The 23,870-nt window shown below is 68.8% G+C and carries 20 protein-coding genes; 6 read left to right on the top strand and 14 right to left on the bottom strand.

What is annotated here, in order from left to right; translation table 11 throughout:
• Window positions 1-85: 85 nt before the first annotated feature.
• Window positions 86-1,963 (top strand): ABC transporter permease subunit, encoded by a 1,878-nt coding sequence (locus AB1L88_RS01295; RefSeq protein WP_367094812.1) that lies wholly within the window; start codon window positions 86-88, stop codon window positions 1,961-1,963.
• Between the two features lie 80 nt (window positions 1,964-2,043).
• On the opposite strand, the gene AB1L88_RS01290 is transcribed toward AB1L88_RS01295, so the two are convergent.
• The 7 genes from AB1L88_RS01290 to AB1L88_RS01260 all read right to left on the bottom strand — a co-directional run bounded on the left by AB1L88_RS01290 (window position 2,044) and on the right by AB1L88_RS01260 (window position 9,569).
• Entirely contained in the window at window positions 2,044-2,553 is a 510-nt protein-coding gene (locus AB1L88_RS01290; RefSeq protein ID WP_367094811.1) for a 6-pyruvoyl tetrahydropterin synthase family protein, read from the bottom strand.
• A 34-nt stretch (window positions 2,554-2,587) separates the two neighbouring features.
• Entirely contained in the window at window positions 2,588-3,490 is a 903-nt protein-coding gene (locus AB1L88_RS01285; protein ID WP_367095045.1) for a triphosphoribosyl-dephospho-CoA synthase, read from the bottom strand.
• Window positions 3,487-4,377 carry a RimK family alpha-L-glutamate ligase gene (locus tag AB1L88_RS01280; RefSeq protein WP_367094810.1) on the bottom strand — a complete coding sequence of 297 codons (891 nt, stop codon included), beginning with the start codon at window positions 4,375-4,377 and terminating at the stop codon, window positions 3,487-3,489. Before AB1L88_RS01280 ends, AB1L88_RS01285 begins: the two co-directional genes overlap by 4 nt.
• 7 nt (window positions 4,378-4,384) lie before the next feature.
• Window positions 4,385-5,338: a methenyltetrahydromethanopterin cyclohydrolase gene (gene mch, locus AB1L88_RS01275; protein ID WP_367094809.1), complete on the bottom strand. Its 954-nt coding sequence runs from the start codon at window positions 5,336-5,338 to the stop codon at window positions 4,385-4,387.
• 39 nt (window positions 5,339-5,377) lie between these two features.
• Entirely contained in the window at window positions 5,378-6,202 is an 825-nt protein-coding gene (locus AB1L88_RS01270) for a formylmethanofuran dehydrogenase subunit C (protein ID WP_367094808.1), read from the bottom strand.
• 317 nt (window positions 6,203-6,519) lie between these two features.
• Window positions 6,520-8,139, bottom strand: a complete 1,620-nt coding sequence (locus AB1L88_RS01265) for a beta-ribofuranosylaminobenzene 5'-phosphate synthase family protein (protein WP_367094807.1) — start codon at window positions 8,137-8,139, stop codon at window positions 6,520-6,522.
• On the bottom strand, window positions 8,136-9,569 hold the full coding sequence (locus tag AB1L88_RS01260; RefSeq protein WP_367094806.1) for a DUF6513 domain-containing protein: 1,434 nt from the start codon (window positions 9,567-9,569) through the stop codon (window positions 8,136-8,138). Before AB1L88_RS01260 ends, AB1L88_RS01265 begins: the two co-directional genes overlap by 4 nt.
• A gap of 280 nt (window positions 9,570-9,849) precedes the next feature.
• Between AB1L88_RS01260 and AB1L88_RS01255 the strand changes: the two genes are divergently transcribed.
• The 4 genes from AB1L88_RS01255 (at window position 9,850) to AB1L88_RS01240 (ending at window position 12,732) form a co-directional block, all read left to right on the top strand.
• Entirely contained in the window at window positions 9,850-10,350 is a 501-nt protein-coding gene (locus AB1L88_RS01255; RefSeq protein ID WP_367094805.1) for a hypothetical protein, read from the top strand.
• Window positions 10,351-10,519: 169 nt separating this feature from the next.
• On the top strand, window positions 10,520-11,023 hold the full coding sequence (locus AB1L88_RS01250; RefSeq protein WP_367094804.1) for a hypothetical protein: 504 nt from the start codon (window positions 10,520-10,522) through the stop codon (window positions 11,021-11,023).
• Between the two features lie 75 nt (window positions 11,024-11,098).
• The gene (locus AB1L88_RS01245) at window positions 11,099-11,836 is read left to right on the top strand and encodes an ATP-grasp domain-containing protein (RefSeq protein ID WP_367094803.1); all 738 of its coding nucleotides are present in this window, start codon (window positions 11,099-11,101) and stop codon (window positions 11,834-11,836) included.
• Window positions 11,837-11,946: 110 nt separating this feature from the next.
• Window positions 11,947-12,732: a transposase gene (locus AB1L88_RS01240; protein ID WP_367094802.1), complete on the top strand. Its 786-nt coding sequence runs from the start codon at window positions 11,947-11,949 to the stop codon at window positions 12,730-12,732.
• A 296-nt stretch (window positions 12,733-13,028) separates the two neighbouring features.
• Here the strand turns inward: AB1L88_RS01240 and AB1L88_RS01235 are convergent, their stop codons facing one another.
• The 7 genes from AB1L88_RS01235 to AB1L88_RS01205 form a co-directional block, all read right to left on the bottom strand.
• Window positions 13,029-13,604, bottom strand: a complete 576-nt coding sequence (locus AB1L88_RS01235; RefSeq protein WP_367094801.1) for a hypothetical protein — start codon at window positions 13,602-13,604, stop codon at window positions 13,029-13,031.
• Window positions 13,605-13,834: 230 nt separating this feature from the next.
• Entirely contained in the window at window positions 13,835-14,836 is a 1,002-nt protein-coding gene (locus AB1L88_RS01230; RefSeq protein WP_367094800.1) for a DUF1559 domain-containing protein, read from the bottom strand.
• A 144-nt stretch (window positions 14,837-14,980) separates the two neighbouring features.
• Entirely contained in the window at window positions 14,981-15,409 is a 429-nt protein-coding gene (locus AB1L88_RS01225) for a hypothetical protein (RefSeq protein WP_367094799.1), read from the bottom strand.
• Window positions 15,410-15,781: 372 nt separating this feature from the next.
• A complete protein-coding gene (locus AB1L88_RS01220) occupies window positions 15,782-17,218 on the bottom strand; it encodes a pectate lyase (RefSeq protein ID WP_367094798.1) in 1,437 nt (478 codons plus the stop codon).
• A gap of 26 nt (window positions 17,219-17,244) precedes the next feature.
• On the bottom strand, window positions 17,245-18,015 hold the full coding sequence (locus AB1L88_RS01215) for an SDR family oxidoreductase (protein WP_367094797.1): 771 nt from the start codon (window positions 18,013-18,015) through the stop codon (window positions 17,245-17,247).
• A 53-nt stretch (window positions 18,016-18,068) separates the two neighbouring features.
• Window positions 18,069-19,046 carry a nitrilase family protein gene (locus tag AB1L88_RS01210; RefSeq protein WP_367094796.1) on the bottom strand — a complete coding sequence of 326 codons (978 nt, stop codon included), beginning with the start codon at window positions 19,044-19,046 and terminating at the stop codon, window positions 18,069-18,071.
• Window positions 19,047-19,297: 251 nt separating this feature from the next.
• Window positions 19,298-21,046, bottom strand: a complete 1,749-nt coding sequence (locus tag AB1L88_RS01205; RefSeq protein WP_367094795.1) for a CRTAC1 family protein — start codon at window positions 21,044-21,046, stop codon at window positions 19,298-19,300.
• 478 nt (window positions 21,047-21,524) lie between these two features.
• Here AB1L88_RS01205 and AB1L88_RS01200 point away from each other — a divergent pair, with 478 nt between their 5' ends.
• Entirely contained in the window at window positions 21,525-23,822 is a 2,298-nt protein-coding gene (locus tag AB1L88_RS01200; RefSeq protein ID WP_367094794.1) for a hypothetical protein, read from the top strand.
• Window positions 23,823-23,870: the final 48 nt, after the last annotated feature.

Below are 23,870 nucleotides of genomic sequence, written 5' to 3'. Positions count from 1 at the left end.
GTGAAGATTCCGTCAATCGGTGCGAATTCGTTGACGAGGGCCGATCGCGATCGGCAGTGCGTGGCGACGGGAAGGAGGCCGGGACATGGCGGGTCGAATCGGCTTGGGGCCGGTCTTCGCGTTCGAGTGGCTGATGACCGCGAGGCGCTGGCAGACGTACGGGATGCGGTCGCTGACGGTGATGCTGTTGCTGGGGTCCATGACCCTGGTCTGGTTGGAATCGAGGCCGCCGGGGGTTGGCCCGGCGGAGTTGACGATCCGGCAGCAGGCGCAGGTGGGCCAGGGCTTCTTCGGGACGACGGCGATGCTGTTGCTCGGCCTGGTGGGCCTGGCGGGGCCGGCCGCGACGGCCGGGGCGATCTGCCTGGACAAGGCGAGGGGGAACCTGACGCTGCTGTTCGCGAGCGACCTGTCGGACGCGGAGATCGTGCTGGGGAAGCTGGGGGCGCGACTGGTCCCGGTGCTGGGCCTGATCCTCTGCGCGGCCCCGGTGCTGGCGATCGGGACGCTGTTCGGCGGGATCGACCCGGTGGGGCTGATCGGCTCGCTGCTGGTGATCCTGGCCGTGGCGATCTTCGGGTGTTCGCTGGCGTTGACGCTGTCGATCTGGGGGAAGAAGACGCATGAAGTGCTGATCATGACGTATGTGTTCGGCATCCTGTACCTGATGGCCGCGCCGATCAGCCTGGGCCTGTATGAGCTGATCCCGACGAGGTGGCGTTGGTCTCAGATGAACATCTTCATGGAACTCCTCCGCTACAATCCGGTCTTCCTGGTGCTCTCGACCATCGAATCGATGCCGATGATGCGCCCGGTGACGTTCCGGACCCACCTGGGGTTCCTCTGCCTGGGCCTGACCGCGTCGGCGGGCCTGATGGGCGTGTCGATCTGGCGGATCCGGCCGGTGGTGATCGGGCAGCTCGGCAAGGGGGAGGGAGGGGGCGTGCGGCGTCGGCAGTCGCTCCGGGAGCGGCTGGCCGGGGCGATCGCGTCGGAGGGGTTTACGAGGGTGGTGCCGGGGGCCTCGGGGGCCTTGCGGTGGTGGCGGCGGCTGATGCCGGCCCCCTCGCTCGACCGGAACCCCGTGTACTGGCGCGAATGCCAGCGGAAACGACCGACGCGGATGACGCTGATCTCCTGGGGCCTTTACGTGTTGTTTTGCGGCGGATTCAGCATGTTCGCCATCGTGCTGGCGCTGAACGGGCAGCGGTGGGGGACGGGGATCGGCGTGTTCGTCAACGTGGTGCAGGTGTCGCTGGGGTTGTTGCTGTTGAGCGTCTCGGCGGCGACGAGCCTCGCGGAGGAGCGTCAGCGCGGGAGCCTGGACGTCTTGCTGGTCACGCCGATCTCGACCCGATCGGTCGTGTGGGGGAAGTGGTGCGGGGCGTTCCGATCGGTGCCGCCCCTCTTGATTTTCCCGATCGGGGTGGCCCTGGCGCAATCGACCTTCACGGGGAAGTACTGGGCGGTGGCGTTGCTGGCCGCGCTGATCCTGGCCTACGGGGCGGCCATCACGAGCCTCGGCCTGGCCCTGGCCACCTGGACCGAGCGGCTGGGGAAGGCGGTGGGGTTGACCACGGGGCTCTACATCGCCATGGCGATCGCATGGCCGTTCCTGGCCATGATCACGTTTGGAAACGGCAATGGGAACTTCGGGATGGGCCTGGCGGCGGGCAGCCCGTTCATCGGCATCGGCGTCTACAATGCCCTGATCGCGGACGAAGGGCCGCCGCGCGTGTTCGCGAGCCAGACGTTCTGGATGTTCTTCTGGATTGCCGCCTATCTCGGGGTGGCGGCGGGCCTCGTGCTGGCGACCCTGCACACGTTCAATCAATGCCTGGGGCGGATGGACGACGTGACCGAGGGGTTCGGCGAGGACGTGGAGGAACCGCGGGAGGCGCCGCGTCCGGTCGTGGGCTCGACCGAGGTGGCGGAATCGGACCCGTTGAGCTCTCGGTCGTGAGCGCGGGGGATGGGCCGGCCCTGAGACGTCAGGACTGTTCGCCCGCTTGAGGATTGCGGCGCATTCGGACCCAAGGTCCTTCAATCGGTCGAGGAGTCGGGACGGCTCCAGTGCGCGGTGGCCCACTGGCCGAAGTTCTCCTCGACCGAGACGCGCATGGCCGGGGGGAGGGCGAGGCCGCGGTCGGTGAGGGCGTCGCGGAGGCGGGAGCCGAGGTAGGCGGCGATCAGCTCGGTCGTGGTGTTGGGGACGGGGAGCAGGACGCACTCGTCGCGGGGGAAGCTCCAGTAGCGGTCTCGGTAGCGGCAGACGAGGTTCGGGCCGTCGTCGGAGACGGTGATGAAGGGGCTGCGGTCGGGCAGGAGCATGCGGTGATCGAGTTCGAGGACGAGGGCCTTCGTCAGGTCGCGCAGGGCGATGAAGTCGAAAACATAATGGTTCTCGTCGAGCGGACCGTCGACCTCGACGGCGACGCGCCAGTTGTGGCCGTGGATGCGTTCGCAGACGTCGCCGTTGAAGGTGATGAAGTGGCCGGCGCTGAAGACGAGGTCGTCCTTGGTGACGCGGACGGTGTACAGGTTCGCTGACATGGGGATGTTTTTTTAGGAGGGAACACACGGGAATTCAGAGCACGTCGCCCGCGTCCCATCCGGGGCGGGACAGGTGGCGGGGGAAATCGATTGTCCCGTCGCAGAGGGCGACGTACAAGGTGGCGGCGATGAGGTCGGCCGTCGCGCCGGGGTTGCGGGAGTGGCCGTCGGCCCGGAGCCAGGCATCGAAGGATCGAATCTCGCCGATCGAATCGGGCGCATCGGGCCAGGCGGAGGCGAGCACGGCGATGGCCCGTCGGGCGGACTCGTGCGCGACGCTCGGGCCGCACTTGCGGGCGATCAGGGTGTCGGGGCGCTCGGCCATGAGGGTGAGGTGGGTGAGGACGATGGCGGTTTCGAGGGGGCGGCCGGCGCGGAGGGCGTCGCGGAGGGCGGGGAGGGCGAGATCGAAGACGTCGGCATAGCCGGTCGCGTACTGGCGGGCGATGGCGTCGTGGGGGGCGGCCAGGCACATGGCCTCGCGGAGGGTGATGGTGGGCTCGTCGGCCACGTCGTGTTCGGGGACCGAGCCGAGGCCGCCGGGCCGGGCGATGCGGATGGCCTCGTAAACCGCCCGGGCGTCGTCGATGGTGAGGGCGTCGAGGATGCGGCCGACCCCCTTGCGCAGCCCCCCGGCCTTGCGGCGCACTCCGGCCAGGGGGGTGAGCAGGAGGATCATGCCGAGGTTGGTGTTGTGGCCGACGAGGGCGTGTGACTCTTGAACGGCGGTGCGAACGACCCAGCCGACGCCGAACTCTCGGATGCGATCCGGGTCGAGCCGGAAGGCGAGGTTGCTGGCGGAGAGGGCGAAGTCGAGGTAGTGGGCGTCGGCAAACGCACGGCCGGGATGGACGTTGCCCGGCTTGCGGGCCGTGGATTCGAGCAGGCAGGCGAGGAAGGCGGGGTCGAAGCCGAATCGGGAGAGATCCTTGATCATGGATGCCACCGGGACAGGTCGTCGAGGATGCTGGCGGCCACGTCGATGCCGGTCGCCGCCGAGAAGGCCCTCCAGCCGGGGACGGCGTTGACTTCGAGGACGACGAGGCGGCCGGATTGTGAATCGGGCAGCAGGTCGACCCCGGCCATGCGGGCGCCGACGGCCCGGGCGGCGCGGAGGGCGAGGCGTTCGGTTTCGGCGTCGAGGGGGATCGCCACGGCCCGGCCGCCGAGGGAGACGTTGGTCCGCCACTGGCCTGCTGGGGCGGTGCGGCGGATCACGCCCAGGGCCCGGCCGTTCAGGACGAAGACGCGGAGGTCGTGGCCGTCGTTCGGGATGTGGCGTTGCACATAGAGGACGGCGTCGATCCGTTCCATGGCGCGGAAGGCCCTCAGCGCGAGGTCGGGGTCGGAGAGGCGGGCGAGGCCGCGGCCCTCGGCCCCGAAGAGGGGCTTGAGGACGACGTCGCCGCCGAGGGCGTGGAAGGCGTCCATGGCGTCTCGGGCGGACTCGCCGACCCAGGTGTGGGGCACGGGCAGGCCGGCGGCGTCGAGCTGGGCGAGGGAGAGGTACTTGTCGACGGCGGCCTCGACGGCCCGAGGCGGGTTCAGCACGGGGATGCCGCGGGCTTCGAGCCGATGCAGGGCGTCCATCCGGTAGACGACCTGCTCCAGCGAGCCGGGGGGCATCATGCGGACGAGCACGCCGTCGACGTCGAGCAGGTTGACGCCGCGGGCCACGATGCGGGCGGGGCCGTCGCCGAGCCGGGCCGTGAGCGCCGGGAACGGGAGGGGATCGAAGCGGCAACCGACGTGCTGGGATGCTCGGATGAGATCCTGGACATGCCAGCCGGTGCCGGAGGCGAGGGCGACGAGGTGCGGGGGCATGGGCGGGTCAGGCGCCCTCGGTGCCGAAGGAGCGGGCGAGCACGTCGGGTGCGAGGCGGCCGAAGGCGAAGGAGCGGCCGGTCTGGAGGTTGCGGAAGACGACCTCGGCGGGGCTGAACAGGTGGGGATCGACGGCGTAGAAGTCGTGCTTGTAGCGGGCGAAGATGTCGGCGAAGGGCTCGCCGTGGTCGCGCGAGGAGGAGGACGGGACCTTCGGGCCGATCGCGTGGAGGGAGTCGTCGTCGCCCCGGACATCGAGCACGACGCGGGCGCCGTAGAGGATGGCGTCGTTGGTCCGGCCGATCGCCTTCAGGTCGTCGGCGGCGACGGGGGGGAGCGGGGCGGTTCCGAAGCCGGAGACGATCCGGGAGAGGTCGAATTTCAGCTCGTGGAGCTTGTGCAAGCAGGTCTCGACCGATCGCGCGACGACCTGGACGCCGCCGGCGAGGCTGGCGGTCGGGGCGATGAGCAGGGTGACGGCCGACGGGGCGACTCGGCAGGCCCGGGCGACGTGGGCGACGATGTCGGCGCCGGGCAGGGTCCGGCCTTCGAGGACGCCGACGACGTGCTCGGCATCTTCGCAACATCCGATGATATTGAAGACGTCTTCATGTCCCCAGGCGGCTCGCATGGGGCCGGAGCCCATGGCGAAGAAGGAGTCGAGGGCGAGCTGCCAGCCGGCGTACTGGCTGGCGAGGCAGGCGGCGACGGGGTGATCGGTGGCGACCTGGACGACCGGGGTGCCGAAGTCGCCGACGTCGCCGGGAGTGAGGGTGATCTCGGCGAGGTCGGCCATGCAGATGCGGGCGAGGTCGAGCCCGGCGAGGAGGCCGCCCGGGGCCTCGACGCCGCAATCGACGACCCGGCCGCCCCCGGGGACGTCGACCACGCGGACCCGGCGTTCGTCGGCCAGGGAGACGAGGCGGTCGGCCAGTCGGGCGGCTCGGGCGTTGAGGTTCATCGGGCGTCCGGGGGCTGGGTCGGGGTCGGGGCGAAGGCGTCAGCCGGCGGCGAGGGTGAGGATCTCCCCTTGGCCGCCGTCGAGTAGATCCCCGTTGTACCGATCGAAGGCGGCGGATTCCAGGCCAGCGGGGATCGGGAACCCGCGATCGCGGAGGGTCCGCAGATAGACCGCCAGGAAGGGGAAGCGGTAGCGGCCCGAGGGGGCGAAGGTGGCGAGGGGTTCGAAGTCGGGTCCGGGGTCGACCAGGGCGAGGGTCCCCCGCTTCATCCCCGAGCCGGCCAGGCGAGCGACGGGGCCGAGCGAGAGGATCGTCCCGGCGATCATCCCGCGTCCGAGTCCGGGGCCGCTCGGGCCGGTGACGGCGATCAGGCCGCGGCGCATGGCAAGGCCGGCCTCGGAGCCGACGGGACCTTCGACGAGGATCAGGCCGTCTCGCATGCCGCGACGGCTGCCGGGCTCGGCGGCGCCGAGGTAGTCGCCGGCCGAGCCGCGGATGTGCAACGTCCCGCCACGCATCTCGGCCCCGGCCCAGGAGGAGGCGGAGCCATTGAGGGTGATCGCGCCGCCGGTCATCGCGGCGCCGAGGTACGGGCCGACATCCCCTTCGATGAGGAGGGAGCCGGAGGACATGCCCAAGCCGATGCCTCGGACGTGGCGGAGATCGCCTTCGAGGCGGTGGGGGCCGCCGGCGGTGTCTCCGGCGATGCGGAACAGGTCGCCGAGGGTGGCGGGTTGGTTGCCGATGCGGGCGGGGAGCGCGGCGGCTTCGGGAGGGGCGAGGCCGGCCAGGCGATCGGCCCGGAGGGCGTCGGAGGTGACGGGGAGGGTGGTGGAGCCAGTCCAGGAAAGGGTGAGAGGCATGGGGGGCCTTGAGGGCAGTAGGCAGTGAGCCGTCGAGAGTCGGATGCCGTTGGGTTGATTCAATGGAGACGATAGCGGGAGTCGAGGGGACGAGCAAGGAGTGGGAGGTCCCGTTTCAAGGCGATTCGCGTGTGCCCCTCGCAATACGGTTGGGCCGGCGACCCTCTCACCCGGCCTGCGGCCACCCTCTCCCCCGCGAGCGGGGGCGAGGGTCGGAAATCGACTCGTTTGATCACGGGGACTTGCCGAGCCGCTCTCCCCCGCACGCGGGGTCGAGGGTTGGAAAGGCCCTGCGGGAGAAGCATGAGCGGGATGGATCAATGGCCGGAGGCGAGGGTCTCGGGGGGGACGAGGTCGATGGGTTCCCAGGAGGAGCCGGAGGCGGAGGCGCGGGTCCAGAAGCAGCGGGAGGGGCGGAGGGAGAAGCGGTCGCGGAGTTCGGCGAGCAGGGCATCGCGGCGGTCGGGGGGGCCGTCGTCGAAGGCGTAGAGGGCGGGGCCCCAGGAACTCTGGCCTACGCCGTGGAGGCCGCGATCGGTGAGGAAGCGGGCGAGTTCGGCGACCTCGGGGCAGGCGAAGCGGCCGCCGCCCTGGGCGGGGGCGAACCAGTCGCCGACGTGGGATTGCAGCTCGACCAACGCGGCGCCGAAGGCGGGGAGGTCGCGCTCGGCGACGGCGGGGAGCAGGCCGAGCAGGACGAGGCGGCAGAGGCGATCGGAGAGGGAGTCGGGCATGGGGGGCAAGTCGCGGAAGGCGAGGCGCTCGGCCTCGCCGTGCAGGCCGGGGGGGGCGGTCGGGATGGCGACGAGCACGGCCCAGTCGTCGGGGAAATCGGCGTGGGCGACGAGGGGGGGGACCGAGCCGGGGGCGCGGTGGCCGCCGTCGACGATCAGGCCGCCGCGTTCGAATCCATGGATGCCGATCCCCGAGCGCGCCCCCCGGCCGGAGAGCTGGGCGAGCCGCTGGACGGGAAGCTCTCCGCTGCCATTGAGCAGGGTGATGGCCTGGGCGATCGCCAGGCCGAGCTGGGTGCCGGAGCCGAGGCCGACGTGCTCGGGGATGGCGCGGTCCAGGTGGAGGTGGGTGGCCATCGCCCGGGCGCGGTCCATCTTGCGGGCGAGCTGGAAGAGGACGCGGGAGGAGAAGTCGGAGACGCGGGGGCGCTGGCCCATCATGCCGGTGATCGCCCAGTCGCCGCTCCGCTGGGCGCGCAGCTCGACGCCGGGCTGCTCGATCATCAGGCCGACGCCGCCGAACCGGCGGCCGGCCTCCGGCCCCCAGGCGAGCGGGCCGAAATGCAGGCGGCCGGGGGTCCGGATGCGGACGGCCGGGGGAGAGACCACCTTGGAATAGCCGGGGATCGGCACGCCGCGGCGACGGGCGATCACATGAAGATGGGATTGCAAAAGGCAGAAGGCTCCGGACTCCTGGGGTCCGGCGGTCTTGGCGATGAGCGTGGAGAGGCGGTCGTACTGCTCCAGGATCTCGGGCAAGGGGAGGAAGTCGGTCCGGGTGGCGAGGATGGCGGCCTCGACGACGGCATGCTTGGCGCGGTTGAGGCCGAAGAAGTCGCGGAGGGTCCCTCGGGCGACGGCTTCGCAATGGATGGTGGTGCGTTCCTCCTGGTCGTCGAGCTGGGTGACGCGGAACTCGACGTAGCGGCAACTGTCCGTGAGGATCCGGCCGTTGACGACGTCGGCCGGGCGGGTCGGGGCGTCGTCAATCCGGCCGATCGCGCCCTGGGCGATCATCAGGACGTCGTCGGTGACGTGGAGGACCCCTTCGCCGAGGGCCTTCAGATTGCGGTAGGTGGTCGAGGTCGTGTAGGGGCGGAGGGTGAAGCGGTCGAGCGCGGGGGACTCGACGATCGGCCCCATCGGGGCGATGTTGAGCGAGCCGTCGGGGCCGAGGGTGGTGACGATGCCTTCGAGGATCACGAGCCGAGCCCCCCTGCCCCGCCCTCGTCACGGCGGCGGCGGTGTTCGCGTTCCCACTTGCGGCGCTCGACGGCGCTGACCTCCGGCTCGGTCAGGAATCCCCAGTCGAGGGCCTGGTCCTGGCGGTAGTGCTTGCCGAGGGTCAGGGCGGTCTTCGCCTTGGCCAGCTCGTAGCCGAGGTAGAAGGCGTGCGACGGCTCATCGACCCCCATGAGGTCGAAGAGGGCGAAGGGGTCGGGATCGGAGAGGAAGTGCTGATGATTGAGGGCGTAGATCATGCCGTCCTCGGCGAAGATGCGCCAGTTCGGGTCCTTGATGCGGCGCTGGAGTTCCCGGAGCGTCTCGGGGCCGAAGGCGGGGACCTTCGGGTCGCGGAGCGTCACCAGGTTTGGCTCCAGGTGTTTCGGCAGGGTCTTGTTCGTCACCGCATGATAGGAAAGTCGGCGGGCCAGGTCGATCTCCCGGACGGACGATCGCGCCCAGTTGATGACGGCGGTGGTCAGGACGGAGCCGACGCGGAGTTCCTGGCAGAAGCCGATGAGGGCGACATTCATTCCGCTCGAATCGACGTCGGTCAGCTCGGTCAGGTTGCCGATGCCCATCATGATTTCGGCGTCAGGATACCGGCGTCGGGTTTCGAGGTAGCGGCCGAGCGAGGCGGCGAAGCCGAAGCCGATGGGCTCGATGATCGGGTCGAGCCGGAAGGGGATGCCGTGCTTCGTCAGGAAATCGACCGATGCGTCCAGCCCGTCGAGCGTGCCGACCTGATCGGGGATGGCGACGACCTCGACGCCCCAGTCGCGGGCCCGCTCGCGGTTCGACCCGTTGACGCTCAGGACCAGGTCGGCCCCGGCGGCGACGGCGTGCTCGACCTCGACGGGGTCGAAGCTATCGACCGAGACGCGGTGGCCCTGTTCCCGGAGCGCGGCCACCGCCTCGCCGACGCCGAGCCAGGGGCCTCCGGGGTCGCAGCCGAGGTCGATCCGGTCGGCCCCCTCGGCGCGGAAGCGGTCGGCCTGGGTAAGTAACTCGTCGATCGGGAGGGTCGGGGCGTGGTTGATCTCGGCGAGGATCTCGATGTCGAAGGCGCCGTAGCCGTCGGCCTTCGGGGTGTCGAGGCCGAAGGCGCGCGGCAGGTCGCGCAGGTCGTCCGGGCCGCGCTCGACGGGCACGGGTGCCGCCTTCTCGACCACCGGGGCCAGGTCCCCCTTGCACATGCCCGGCAGGATGACGCGATCGACCCCCTCGGGGACTTGCAGGTGCCTGGCGATCCACTTCGGCGGCATCAGGGCCGCGACGGTGATCGGCAACACGGCGACCTCGGCCCTGATCTCCGCCCTCGGCGCAAGGTCATCGAGCACCTGCCGGAGCGCGAACTCCGCCAGGCGGCCGGTGACGAACAGGATGCGGGGGCGAGCGTCGTCGGGCATGTCTCGATTGTCGCACCCGACCGGGGAGGATCGTCAACGGTCCTTTGCTAGGACCTTGACGGTACGTGGCGATTGGGTGAAGATCGCCAATCCATCCGATCATGCCAGATCGCGTCGTTCCGTGATGATGTAGGCGGCTCGGGTCCGGCGCCAATCGGTTTTCTGGCGGCGCCCGGCTTGGTGATTGAAGGACAGGGAGGGCCGCTCCGTCGACCTTCAATCGGCGATCCGCGATGCCGATGACAGACTTGTCTTTGACTCGAACATGCCGGAGAAATTCATGACGACGATCACACTTGCGTTGCTGGCGTCCACCCTCGTGCAACAGGTGCAGGTCACGGAGACGCTGAGGGAAGTGCCCAATCGACGCCCGGAGTTCGCCAGGGAACCTGGTTGGGATTTGTTCCTGCCTTCGGCGTTCCGGCTTGGCCAGACCTGGGGCGTTGGCAGAAAGGAGTTGCTCATCTCAGGCTATTCCGTCGTCGATTCCGACGGTGAGGTGTTGCGCATCCACTGCATCCTCGCTGGTCCGGGGGGCTTGGAGATGAATGCCCCGGACTTCCGCGTCGTGGTCTTCGATGCCGAGGGGAGACGGTACCTCCCCGAGCATGATGGGGTCGTCAACGGATTGGGCACCAAGACCAATCACATGCGGTCGGCCGTGTTCTCGCTCGACCCTCGGACAATCACCCCAGACCGGATTGCGTACATCGCCGTCGAGCAAGTCAAGCGGGCTCCGCAACCCAACGAACTCTCTCAGGCGAGCCAGGGCAAGCCATAATCGGCGGGTGGCCCGGCCGTGCGATTGGGCCTGGAGTTCTGCTCGATCCTGCGAGCAAGGGCGGAGCGTCGGTGTGCCCGTCGGGTGGCTTGAACGACGCCTCTTGCGGCTACGCCGCCCGGACAACGAGTTGTCCGGGCCGCCCAGCGGACGTGTCGAGGAGCAACGGATGAACGAGGACCGTCGAGGGCAATCGCTGCCGTCGGCCGACCTGATTCGGGCGATCCGGGAGCGTGACGAGCGGAAGAGGAGGGAGCAGGGTCGACTTCAGGTGGGGATGGGGTCGCTGATGTTGGGCGTCCTGTCGCTGGCGATCGGCTCGTTCGTCCTGTTCGTGGCGGTGTCGGGGTTGCTCGATAGGCCGGTGCCGGGCTGGACCGTGCCGTATCCGATCCTGGAGGTCAGCGATGTCGATTACTCGCGGAGCGTGTTGACGAACGAGATGACTGCCAGGCGGGTGAAGACCTTTGAGGGGAAGACGATCGAGGTCCCCTCGAACACCTGCGTGGTGATGGTCCTGGTCGGGATCGGCCTCGGGGCGGCGGGCGTCGTGATGGAGCAGCGAAAGGCCCGGCGACGGGGCGTGATGCTGTCGGTCGCGGGGGCGGTCCTGTGCGCGCTGGCGATCGGCCTGCCGTTGCTCGTGTGCGTAACGTTGAACCTGGCGTGGTGATCGGGCACCCGGCGGGTGGGCCGGCCAACCTGACCGAGGCGGGAGGACGGGGCAGGATACGGGGCGAATTCTCCGATGTGGAGCGTCATCATCCAGAAGGAGCGGGGGGAGTTCGTCAACGCGAACGGCTTCAACGCCTGGCAGGGGTTCGACGAGCGGGGCTTCGAGATCAGCTTCTTCGACTGGGAGCAGATGGACTCGGGGGTCGCGACGGTCGATCCGGGCACGATCACGGTCGGATCGGTCCGGTACGTGCGGCGGGCGTTGCAACGGATCGGCATCGAGACGATGCCGCTCGACTACCCGATCCGCTTGAGGGGATACCTCGGCCGGAGGATCTGGCAGACGACCTGGGCGGAAGTGCGCTCCCGGATCGACAGCCCCGGCGTGCCGGTGTTCGTCAAGCCGGTCGAGCAAGATAAGGCATTCACCGGTTACGTCGTCTCGGCCTTCCGCGACCTGATCCGCACGGCAAAATGGCCGGGCGAGATGAAGCTCTGGGCCTCGGAGCCCTTCCCGTTCGTCTCCGAGTGGAGGTACTTCGTCCGCCGCGGCGAGGTCATCGGCGTCGGGCACTACAAGGGAGACCCGCTCCGCTCTCCCGATGTCTCCGTCATTCGGGGGGCGGTCGAGGACTATGCCGGGGAGGCGCCGGTTGCGTATGGGATCGACTTCGGCATCGCAGCGTCCGGCGGGACCCATCTGGTCGAGGTGAATGACGGCTTCTCACTCGGCTGCCTCGGGCTCGGTCCGCTGGCGTATTCGGCCTTCCTCGAAGATCGGTGGAGGGAACTGGTCCGCACGATCACCTGACCCTCGATTCACACTCATCGGCGAGTGGCGGGTGGCCCGGACAACTCCTGTTGTCCGGGTCGCGAAGCGACAAGAGGCTTGAGGACCCGATGGGCCAGTCGTAGGCGCGCATGACCTCCCGGCGCATTTACGATCGAGATCGTCAGGCGCATTTCGTGACGTTCTCGTGTTATCGGCGCCGACGGGTCCTTGACCATGACCGGGCGAAACGAATCGTCCTCGGTGTCTTGAATTCGCAACTGGCGTTACAGGAGGGCCGGTGTGTCGGATTCGTCGTCATGCCCGATCACGTTCACGCGATCCTCTGGTTCCCGGAGGATGACCAGCTTTCGCACTTCATGAAACAGTGGAAGCAGCGCAGTTCCGTACAGATCAAGCGATTCCTGAGCGAAGCGATGACAGGATACGCCGGGAGCATCGACCAGTCAGAGCCGGTCTGGCAGCCGCGGTATTATGATTTCAATCTCTACTCGGACCACAAGTTCGAGGAGAAGTTGTCCTACTTGCATTTGAATCCGGTACGGGCAGGACTGGTTGCCCGGCCGTGCGATTGGGCCTGGAGTTCTGCTCGATACTACGAGCAAGGGCGGAGCGTCGGTGTGCCCGTCGGGTGGCTTGAACGACGCCTCTTGCGGCTACGCCGCCCGGACAACACGTTGTCCGGGCCACCCGGAGGAGCCCGATATGATGCGGGGGAGACAGGTCGCGGCCGTTGGCGTCGGTGTGGCCGTGGTGATTGCGGCGGGGTTCGCCCTGCTCACCGAGGAGCGATGGGTGGGCTCAACCGACCTGGAACTGATCTTCTCGGTCAGCGGCACGAACACCGGCCGCCCCGTCGAGAGGGCGACCATCCGGGTCCTGCCCGAGATCGCCTCGGAATGCTGCGGCGAGGCTGATGCCGGGTTCACCTTGATCACGGACACGGGGGGCCAGGCTCGGCGACGTTGCCAGGGATGCACCTGCTTCGGCACGAGGAGCATGTTGGAGGACACCTTCGAGGTGGCTTCGCCGCTCTGGCATTTCCGCGTCGAGGCGCCCGGCTACTCGCCAACCGGCTGGCTTCATACCGGCGACTCTCTCCCGGATGTTCGCCGCCTGGATGGTCGACGTTCCCGGCTCATCATCGACATCGGGTTGGAGGAGGTTCGGCTCCCCATCACGGGTGGCGCGTACCCCGGGCCGGGGACGCTCGTCACGATGCCTGCTCGGAGCGGACCCTCGCGACGTACGCATCGCGACGAGCGGTCGCCAGCCCGACAATCGCCTCCCTGCACTGGTGGTCACCGGCAGGGGCCCACACGAGTTCCGGCGGGGCATGCCTCTCGTTCGGATATTCGATGGGTGGTTCGGGAGGGTCGGCGGGGACGGGCTCCCAGGGCCGCCGAGCAGCCCTCTGGTATTTCCGCCTCATGAGCCCGGCGAAGGAGCCCAGCTCCCTCGACCACTCGATCGCTCCCGAGGACCAGGCGGCCCGTTGGCTGGACATGAAGGCCGATTCGGCATCCCCCTCCGAGAGGAGTCCTCGCTCGGCCCGCTTCCACCTGGCGAACTCTTGCTCATTCCTCGCAAGAGCCTCGGAACACGCCTTCTCCATCGCCGCATACTTCGCCGCGCTGCTTTGGAACGACCTGACACGCCGGCCCATGCTCAACGGGCTGAGGAGGGCTGTGAGGCCGGCGAGGGCGAGCGTTGCTCGGCCGATTCTCATGACGTTGCGGCGGCTGACGGGGGCGGCGGCGTCGGATTCGGGCGCGGGCCGGGTCATCATCGTCGCCTCGATCGGGTCAAGAAAGCGGTGCTCGTTCAGGCTACGCCGACCGTCGGAAGCCTTGATCGATTGTCGTCCGCTCGCGACCGGAGGCAACCCCGTTCTCTTGCCCTTCACCGCGAATGCGCGCGAATGGCCCGGACGCCCCCTGGTGAGTGTGAGGGTGTCCGGGCCAATCGGTGACGTAAAGCGGGCCGGGGCGACCTGGGGCCGCCCCGGGCGTCATGAGATCAGAACTGGTCGGCGCTGACGACCTCGCCGCCTCGGGTGGAGGAGACGGCCCGCCAGATGTTCAGGTCGATCGAGTTCTTGACGAACTTGACGCTGCCGTCGGCCAGGCCGACGTTGACGCCGCCGGGGTGGTAGCTGCGGACGCCGATCTGGACGCCGGTCTCGGCGGTCCCGGCGGTGCAGGGAGGATTGTTGCCGTCCGGGTAATTGCAGTAGCCCTGCGATTGCATCAGGTCGGGCGAGGTGCTGTTCGGGCCGAGCGACCCGGTGAAGCCGGCGGCGTAGGCCCACCAGGTGAAGCCCCGGAGGTCGACGGACGTGCCGGTCTGGCCGATCCGGACCTCGGAGGTGAGCAGGGTGTTGCTCAGGCCGTCGCGGATGGCGGAGAAGTTCTGGGTGCTCCTCACGCCGCCCTGCAGGGCGCCGGTCGGGATGTCGGGCTGGGGGGAGCCGATGTCGCCGAACGGGGCGCCGGCGAACGGGATGGTCGTGCCGGCGAAGACGATCGGGTTCTGCTGGATGCTGGTGTTGCCGAAGTTGACAACGTAGTTATGCGAGGCGACCTGCAGGCCGAGGGCCCCGTAGCCGGCCCGCGACTCGTTGCCGTCGCTCGGGCACATGTAGGCGGCGACCCGGGCGGAGGTGACGGTGATGTTGGACGCCCCGACGTAGCGGAGGGGGGCGTCGGCGTCGCCGCCGATGACGTTGTTGCCGTCGAAGTTGAAGGCGTTGTACAGGTTCTGCTGCTCGAGGTAGGGCAGGGCGAAGGCCACCCAGGTCCCCCAGCAGCACCCCTTGACGCCCGGGGGCAGGCTGCCCTGGGTGTCGTGGTAGTTGTGCATCGCCAGGCCGAGCTGCTTCAGGTTGTTGGTGCACTGGGCGCGGCGGGCGGCCTCTCGGGCGCTCTGCACGGCCGGCAGCAGCAGGGCGATCAGGACGCCGATGATGGCGATGACCACCAGCAATTCGATCAGCGTGAACGCTCGTCTCTGTGAAGTCATGTTCATTTCCTGTGATTTCGTTCCGGGGAATATGGAGGAGGAAGATGGGGACGTCGATCGCAGCCGGCCCGTCGTCGACGGCCCGAGATGGCCGCGGGCCCGCCGATGGCGGAGGGATGAGGGAGGGGATCCGGCCGCGGGCGATCAGGGCTCGAGGTCGAAATCGAAGGTGTTGTCCCCGCCGTCGGTGACCTCGGCGGTCAGCTCGGACTGGGAGTTGTAGCGGGCCGGGATCGCCTCTTGCATCATGCTGCCCGCCGAGCCCGGGGCGTCGCCGCCGGGCCCGCCGGCATTGGAGGGGGAGGAGATGGAGATCCGATACGCGCCGGGGACGAGCCCGGTGTCCCGGGGCAGGCTGTAGGAGCCGTCCGTGATCACCGCGCCCCCGCCGGTGGCCTGGCCGGCCGCGGGTTCGAAGTTGATGAAGCCCGAGGGCAAGGGGGATCCGCCGAGGCGGATGGTCCCGGAGACCGGCTGGCGGGGGAGCTCGTCGCCCCCGGAGCAGCCGGCAACAATCGCGCCGAGGAACACGAGGGCCAGCGATCGGATCGTGCGGGATGTGGTGAAGATCATCGTCTCTTCGTAACGGGCAATGGGGGGGAGTCTCGCCGCGGGAGGGCCGGATCGGGGCGGGGGAAGGTGGAATCGCTGTCGCGACGCTCCGCCCGATCGGGGCCGCCGCCCCCCTGGGAGAGGCGCATGCAGGGAGGGCAGGGCAGACGGCCCGCGGCACAATACTTCATTCTATCGAATGCACAAGGAAACTTCAAGAGATACAAACGATTGGTCCCCATTTCATCCCTGAGGGGCGAGACAAATCATTGCCTGACTGGGGGCTACGATGATGCCACCCGTGCAGGATCGCGGCGGGCGAATCGGGGCGCGCCCCGGACCTGCCGTGCCCCGGGTGCGAGGGGGGGCCGACGCCACGGCACGCCGTCGCCGTCAACGGTCCTTCGCGGCGGCGAGGAAGCGGGAGAGGACGCGGAGGTTGCGGGAGAAGGTGGCCGATTGGATGGTCGCGGCTCCTTTCTCGCTGCGGTCGACCCAGGCGCCGCGGTCGTCGAGGGCGTCGATGACGTCGCGGGCGGATCGGGAGAGCGCGGGGGTGAGGATCGGGGACGAGGGTCCGGGGGGCGCGGGGCGGAGATCCGGAGCCTTGCGGAGGCGGTCGTAGTCGGAGGCGATGCGGTCGAGGCGAGATCCGACGATGAAGCCGTAATGGGTCGGCATGTCGTCACTGGAATAGGTGAGCCGATAATCGTTCGTGAAGTAGAGCGGGCGGTTGGTGCGGAGCTCGTAGAAGCGGGCGAGGCGGCCGTCGGGGAGCCGGGAGCGTCGGAGGTAGTCGAGGGCCTTCGGGATCGGTTCGAGGTATTTCGGGTCGCCCGAGGCGCGGGCGAGCCGCATGAGGGCCTGGAGGATGCCCTGGGACTCGCCGCCGCTGATGGCGGGGGGCTCGAACTTGCGGGACCATTCGGGGTGCATGGCCACGTTGTACTGCTGGGCCCAGGCGGGCTGGGGGTCGGGCATCTGGGCGAGGATGAGGAAGTCGCCGGCGCGGCGGGCGGCGGAAAGGTAGCGGGGGTCGTCGTAGGTGCGGTGGGCGAGCAGCAGGGTGTCGATCACGTCGGGCATGAGGTCGTCGTTGGTGACGTAACGCCCCTGCCAGGTGTTCGGCCACTCGCGGGGCCAGGTCTCGGGGTAGGAGGCGGGGAGGATCGGGTAGTCGTCCTCCGAGAGGGGCTGCGGGAAGGACTCCCACCAGACGTACCAGGCGCCGTTGGGATGCTGGGCGGCGATCAGGGCGTCGAGGCCGTAGCGGGCGGCGTCGTGGATGCGGGGGTCGGCGAAGTCGAGGGCCTCGTCCATCCGGATGAGGAAGCGGAGCGAGGCCTGGGTCGTGTCGTCGTCGAGGGTGGTCATGCGCCGGCTGCGCGAGGGTTTGGCGGGGCGATCGGGGTTGTCGCGGTAGTCGAAGGCCGGGCGTTCGGCGGGGTCGAACTCGATCGAGTAGTACCAGCCGCCGGAGTGCATCTGGCCGAGGCAGAGGGCGTGGGCGGCGGCAAGGGCGGCGTCGAGCAGGAGGGGATCATCGGTGTCGAGGTAGGCGTCGAGCAGGGCCTCGCCGACGCTCGGGGTGCCGGGGGGCTGGACCCAGGCCATCGTCGGGGAGGCGACCCCCTCGCCCCGGCGGTCGGCCAGGTCGGAGCTGGTCCGCCAGACGTAGGCCCCGTGCGAGGCGACCTGCTCGGTGAAGAAGGTGACGGCGGCATGGAGCGCCGCCTCGGCCTCGGCGGGGGTGGGGTCGGGGGGCTCGTCGGCCTTGATCGAGGCGCCGAGGGAGAACGGAACGGCGAGCAGGATCAAGGTTATCGGCATGCGAGGAATCATGGATCGGTCCTCTGTTAGCGGATGGCCCCGCCGTTGACGCGGAAGGTCTGGCCGGTGAGGAATTCGGCGTCGGGGCTGACGAGGAATCGGGCGACCTGGGCGACGTCGTCGGGGGTGCCCCAGCGGTGGAGCGGGGCCTCGGAGACGGCGCGGGCTTGCCAGTCGTCGGACGCCTGCTCGCCCCACGATGTCTTGATCCATCCCGGGGCGAGGCAGTTGACGCGGACCTCGGGGGCGAGGCTGAGGGAGAGGGATCGGGAGAGGCACATGATCGCCCCCTTGGTGGCGGCGAAGAGCTCGCCCGAGTCCCCTTCCATGCCGGTCTCGGCCTGGTCCCAGCCCATCGTGAGGATGACGCCGCGGCCTCGGGCCTTCATCAACGAGCCGACCCGGCGGCAGAGGCGGAGGGTGGAGGCGACGTCGACGGTCCAGAGGAGGTCGAGCTTGGCGTCGAAGTCGAGCGAAGCGCCGGGGCCGGTCAGGGTGTCGGCGCCGGCGAGGTGGAGCCAGGCGTCGAGGCCGTCGTCTCCCCAGAGGTCCCAGGCGCGATCGACGAGCCGATCGCCGGCGTCGCGGTCTGCGAGGTCGGCCATGAGCACGGCGGAGCGGGCCGAGCCGAGGCGGAGGCACTCGGCGGCGACGGACTCGGCGGCCTCGCTCGATCGGCGGCCGTGGATGATGACATCGGCGCCCGACGACGCGAGGCTCAGGGCGGTGGCGCGGCCGATGCCGGAGGTCGAGCCGAGGACGATGCAGCGGAGGCCGTTGAGGTCGGGCGGGGGCATGGGGGCCTCGGAGCAAGGAGAGGAGATCGCGGGCAGAGACGGGGGGAGGAGGATTAAGAGGGGGGTGAGGAGTCGTAAGAGAGGGACCAGCCGGGCTTGGTGATGGGCTGGTGGCCGGGGGGGTGGGGGCGGGTGATCGGCTCGTAGAGTTCGGGGCGGCGGGCGTTGAGGTAGCGGCGGCCGGAGGCGGCCTCGAAGGTCTCGGCGGTGAGGAGGGCGACGGCGAGGTCGTCGCCGAGGGCGTGGCATTCGGCGAGGATCTCGCCGTGGGGGTCGAGGATCATCGCCAGGCCGGGCTTGATCGTGTCGCCGTCGACGCCGATCGGGTTCGAGAAGACGTAGAAGACGCCGTTCTCCCAGGCTCGGGCGGGGAGCCACCGCATCAGCCAGCCGCGGGCCTTCGGCCCCCGGAATTCGAGGCGGAGGCGGGAGGGGTCGCGGTGGCGGTTCTCCCAAAGGGAGCGATCGACCGAGCCGCGGCCGGGCATGGTCGAGGGGAGGCAGCCGGTGACGTGCGGGGCGACGATGACCTCGGCGCCGAGCAGGGTGGTGGCCCGTGCGTTCTCGGGGAGGTTGTTGTCGTAGCAGGTCAGGACGCCGAAGCGGACGCCGTCGTGGTCGAAGACCGTGTAGCCCGGCCCCGGCGAGAGGTACGGGCTGATGAACACATGCAATTTCCGATGGCAGGCGAGGAAGCCGTCGGGGGAGACCACCGCGTAGCTGTTGAACAGGCGGCCCTCGGCGTCGATCTCGACCAGGCCGGCCATGACGACGAGGCGGGATTCGCGGGCGATCTCGATGAGGGCGGCGACCGAGGGGCCATCGGGGACCGGCTCCGCCAGCGCGGCCAGGCCGTCGCGATCGAGCGACTGAAGGAAGGTATAGCCGGAAATCGCGCATTCGTGGAAGCAGACCACCTCGGCCCCTTGCGAGGCGGCGCGGCGAGTCAGGGCACGGATGCGGGAGAGGTTGGCGGCCTTGTCACCGTCGCGGTGCTCGAACTGGGCGGTGGCGATGGAGATGTCGCGCATGGGAGGGGATTCCGGGGCGGTCGGACGTCAATCGGAATTCAGGGAAGTTTAGCCAGGGATGAAACACGGATGGGAGATCGAGAAGAAACGAGATGAAATTCGAATGATCGCCCGGATTGATCGGTCCGGAATGCTCAGCCTGAACATTTCAACCGCGCAATCCCTCTCATGATCATTTTCTCTTATCCGTGTTTCATCCGTGGCTTCAATACTGCATTGTCTTTGTTTGCACTCGTGATTCGCCAGGAGGGTCAGGCTTCCGGCTCGGTGATGGGGAGCGTCTGGTCGACCTCGACGTCTTCCAGGACGGTCTCGGCGCCGGAGGGCCAGCGGATCGACAGGCGGTCGATGCGGTCGGCCGGGCCGAGGCCGACGAGGACGCGGGGGTCGTTCGAGGAGAGCATGCTCGTGCCCGACTTCCGCTGGCGGTGGAGGGTCAGGCCGCCGGCCTCGATGGTGATGATGGCGCCGATCGCGTCGCGATTGCTCCGGGTGCCGGTCAGATCGAGTCGGATCCAGTGGCGGCCGTCGCTCGGCGTGTCGTTGCGGAGGACCGCGGGCCGATCATCCTTGTGCAGGACGACGATATCAAGGTCCCCGTCGTCGTCGAGGTCGCCGAAGGCGGCCCCGCGGCCGACGTGCTTGGCATCGAAGTAGGGGCCGACCTCTCGGGTGGCGAGGCGGAAGCGTCGGCTGTTCGGGTCGTCGCCCAGGGCGACGTTGCGCAGCAAGAGCGGCGGCTCGGGATATTCGAAATCGGGGTGGTTGGCATCGACGTGACCGTTCGTGACGAAGCAATCGGGCCAGCCGTCGGAGTCGAAATCGGCCAGGGCACAGCCCCAGCCGACCCAGGGGCGGCTGTCCTGCGAGAGGCCGTAGAACGGCGTCATGTCGGTGAAGAACCCGTCGCCGGTGTTGCGATAGAGGGTGTTGTACTCGTTCTGGAAGTTGGTCACGAACAGCTCGGGCAGGCCGTCGCCGTCGATGTCCTCGGCGTCGACCCCCATGCCCGACTGGGCCATGCCGTTGATGTCGAAGGCGGCGCCCGAGGTCTCGGTCGTGTCGGTGAAGGTGCCGTCGCCGTTGTTCAGGAAAAGGAAGTTCGGGTTCTGGTCGTTGGCGACGTACAGGTCGATCAGGGAGTCGTTGTTCAGGTCGGCCGCGACGACGCCGAAGCCGTGCCCGTCGGACCGCCCCAGGCCGACCTCGTCGGTCACGTCGGTGAAGGTACCGTCGCCGTTGTTCCGGTAGAAGACGTGCTTGACGGTCCGGATCTGGCGGGGGGAGCAGTAGAGGCGGATGCCGCGCTCCTCGAAGCCGCACCACTTGTCGTCCTCGGGCAATCGCCAGTCGCCGTGGATCGCGACGTAGAGGTCGAGGTCGCCGTCGTTGTCGTAATCGAGCACGGCCCCGCCCGACGCCCAGTTGATGAGCGGGCGCTCGCGCTCGACGGTCTTGCCTGTGGCGTCGGTCTCGCGGTCGATGACGGTGCGGCCCATGTTCTCGATGCCGGCCTCGGCGCTGACGTCGGTGAAGGTGCCGTCGCCGTTGTTGCGGTACATCCGGTTCGGGCCGTAGCAGGCGAGGAAGACGTCGGGCAGGCCGTTGTTGTTGAAGTCGGCCACGACGATCCCGTGGCAGAAGCCGTGGAAGCCCAGGCCCGACGCCTCGGTGATGTCGGAGAAGGTGCCGTCGCCGTTGTTCCGATAGAGGCGATTCCGCCCTTCCTCGGACGAGCCGAGCGGCAGGTAGGTGCACGAGGCGAAGTAGAGGTCCATCAGGCCGTCGCCGTCGGCGTCGAAGATGGCCACGCCCGAGGCGTTGGCCGACGGATAGTGCCGCTCGTCGGTCATGCCCGAGACGTGGACGAAGTCGATCCCGGCCTCCGAGGCGATCTCGGTGAATCGGAAGGGGCTCGGCTCCTGGGGGATCATCGGATTGGCGGCGGTCGTCTGGCGGTCGGCCGTTCCGGACGCATCAAAGGGAGTCGGTTCGGCCACCGCGGGCGATGCATTCTCGGTGGCATCGGGGACCGAAACCGACTCCCCTGCCCCGCATCCGGCGATCGCCGTCGTGATCGCGAGCACCGGCAGGGCGAGGACGAGGGCAGACCGTTGGCATCGGATTGGCCACCGAGTGACCCGGATCGAGTCCGATGCGGGTCGGCGTTCGAGTTCGAGCATCGCAGGCCCTTGGAGAGGATCTCGGCAAGCACAAAGGGAGGGCGGACCGGGCCCCGGTTCGCTCGCGAATCCGCTCCGATTCCCGGCCGAACCGCGACCCGGCCTTTATTGTAACACGAGGACCAAGGGGGGCGTCCAACCCCTTAAATCTCCCCGAATTTGCCGAAACCCCCTGGTCTGGGCTCACAATTTGCTGCACGATCATCGAGAATTCCCCAGGCGGTCCAGCTTCGCGAGACGCCGCACTGCCTGGGACCATTAAGAAGACCCGCAATCGAGGGAGGAACACGACGCGATGCGATGGGCTCGAACGCGGATCGGAACGGCCGGGCTTCTCGGCCTGGGCTTGCTCGTGATGCTCGGCGCGGCTCCGGCCACGTCGTCGTATCAACAGGTTCTCAGCAGAATCGACGAGGCCAAGCAAACACTCTCGGGAGAACAGCAATCGCCCGAGAACGTGGAGAACTGGAACACCTTCTTCAGTGCCGTGACCGAGGTCCTGGGCGCCCAGGCGACGGCCGAGACGGCCACCGAGCGCCGGGAGCACCTGGAACGGCTCGGACGGATGCGAGACGCCCTGACGGCCAAGAACTGGGGACCGTCGAACCGGGTGGCCGAGAGCCTGGGCCAGTGGCTCGAACCGAGGCTTTCGGTGGCCCGGACGCTCGAATCGCTGGAACAGGCGGTGGCCGAGCTGCCGGGAGAGGTCCTGGAGGATGAGGAGGGGCAGGCAGACGCCCCGGAGGACGGCTCCGAAGCGGAGACGGAGGATCGGGAGTCGGTCCTGAAGACGAAGTGGACGACCTACGTCGACCGGCTCAACGCGGCGATCCGCGACTACGAGACGGCCGAGTCGGTCTCGGAGCGGCTCAATGCCGCGAGGAAGTTGCGGGGCGGGCTGGCCTCGCTGCGGTGGACCCAGTCGAACTACCCGTGGGCCCCGGCCGGCGAGCTGGCGGGCGCCTTGCACGCGATGATCGACACGCCGAACGTCCAGATCACGGCCGACCCGAACATCCTCTCGCCGTTCTTGAATCAGCAGATCGTCAACCCTGAGGTCATCTACTTCCGAGGCCAGACCTCCTACGTGCAGCCGGGGTATCGGACCGGATTCGGTCTGATGCACAGCAACGACGGCATCGCCTTCTACAACGGCCAGTGGAGCCACAGCACCACGCCGGTGAGCGACTTCCAGCAGCAGGTCGCCTCGGACCCGCAGGGGAGGCAGGCGGCGAACATGTACCAGTTCGGCGCGACGATTTACAACGCGAACCACGTGACCGCCACGGCGATCCTGACGCCCGACGGGCTGGTCGTCTATCCGCAGAACGCGCCGAACGTCTCGGCGGCGTTCGGCCTGACGCCGCAGCCGGGCTTCGGGCCGGGCCTGATGCGGGGGATCGCCGGCCTGATCGGCTTCGACCAGCAGCGGATCCTCTCGGAGGTCCAGCAGCAGGCGATGCCGCAGATCCAGGCCGAGACGGCGAGCGGCACCCAGGAGCTGGCCGCGATCAAGACGGCCGAGGAGACCGCCCGGCAGAACGCGATGATCCGGCAGTACCTGGTCGGCAACCGGACCCTGCGGTTCGAGGACTTCGCGGTCACGCAGTTGAGCCTCACGTCGGCCCCCTGGGCGGCGTACGTCTCGGGGGTCCTGCAGTGGGCCGCCGACGCCGGGCCGCAGATCGGGGCCGATTTCCCGAAGCCCCCCGAATTCGCCCAGCCGGAAAACGGCCTGACCGTCGACGTGCACCTGAACTCGACCCTGACGAACCTGGCCGCCGGGTTCTATCAGACCGAGCAGGTGAAGGACGTCGAGACCCTTTTGATCAAGGTGATCCCCCCCGAAGGGGACGCGCCGATCGACGAGGGGATCGAGATGATCCCGAACGGGTCGTACCAGGATCTGCTCGACGCGATCGCCGAGATCCGGGAGCAGACCGACGACCCGGAGGCGATCGCCCTGCGCGTCACCAAGCCGGAACACCCCCCTGCCTTCGCGGTCGACGCCCAGGGCAGGCTGGTGACGTTCCTGCGAGGGGTGACGATCGAGGTCCCCGCCCCCGAGAATTTCGGGCAGCAGGGCGGCCTGTTCGGCTTCGGCGGCAGCCCGAGGGTCCTGCGGTTCATCCTGGAAGAGGTGGAGCTGACGGTCGACGCCGACATCACCCCCGAGGACGGCGGCAAGTCGGTCCGGGTGAAGGGTGAGATCGCCAGCGTGACCTACGGCGGCACCGGCACGACGGTCGTGACCGTCGGCAATGAGGAGGGAGACACGCAGGACCTCGGCCTCCTGAACCGATCGGGGGCGCTCGGCGTCCTGGCCGGCCGGCTCCAGGGGCAGAACGTCGATGCCCCCGTGCCGCTCAACGAGCTGCAGGGGTTCCTGATCGCGGACGTCTCGGATCTGCACCCGACCGGCTGGATGCGTGTGGTGGTCCAGCGCGATCCGACCGAGCCGGTCCCCAATCCGGCAACCCTGACCGCGACGAACACCGTCCCCGAGGCCCCCGCCGTGCCGCAGGTTGCCACGCAGCCGAGCCCGGTCGTGCCGCAGCCGGCGCTCGTGCCGACCGGCTATGTCGCGCAGTAACGTCTCGGCTGTTTGGTGGGACTGTTGCCCCATCCGTCCCATCCACCA

The organism is Tautonia sp. JC769 (assembly GCF_040717455.1).
Taxonomy (GTDB): domain Bacteria; phylum Planctomycetota; class Planctomycetia; order Isosphaerales; family Isosphaeraceae; genus Tautonia.
Note: the sequence above shows the minus strand (reverse complement) of the source record. Positions and strands in the feature narration are given on the sequence as shown.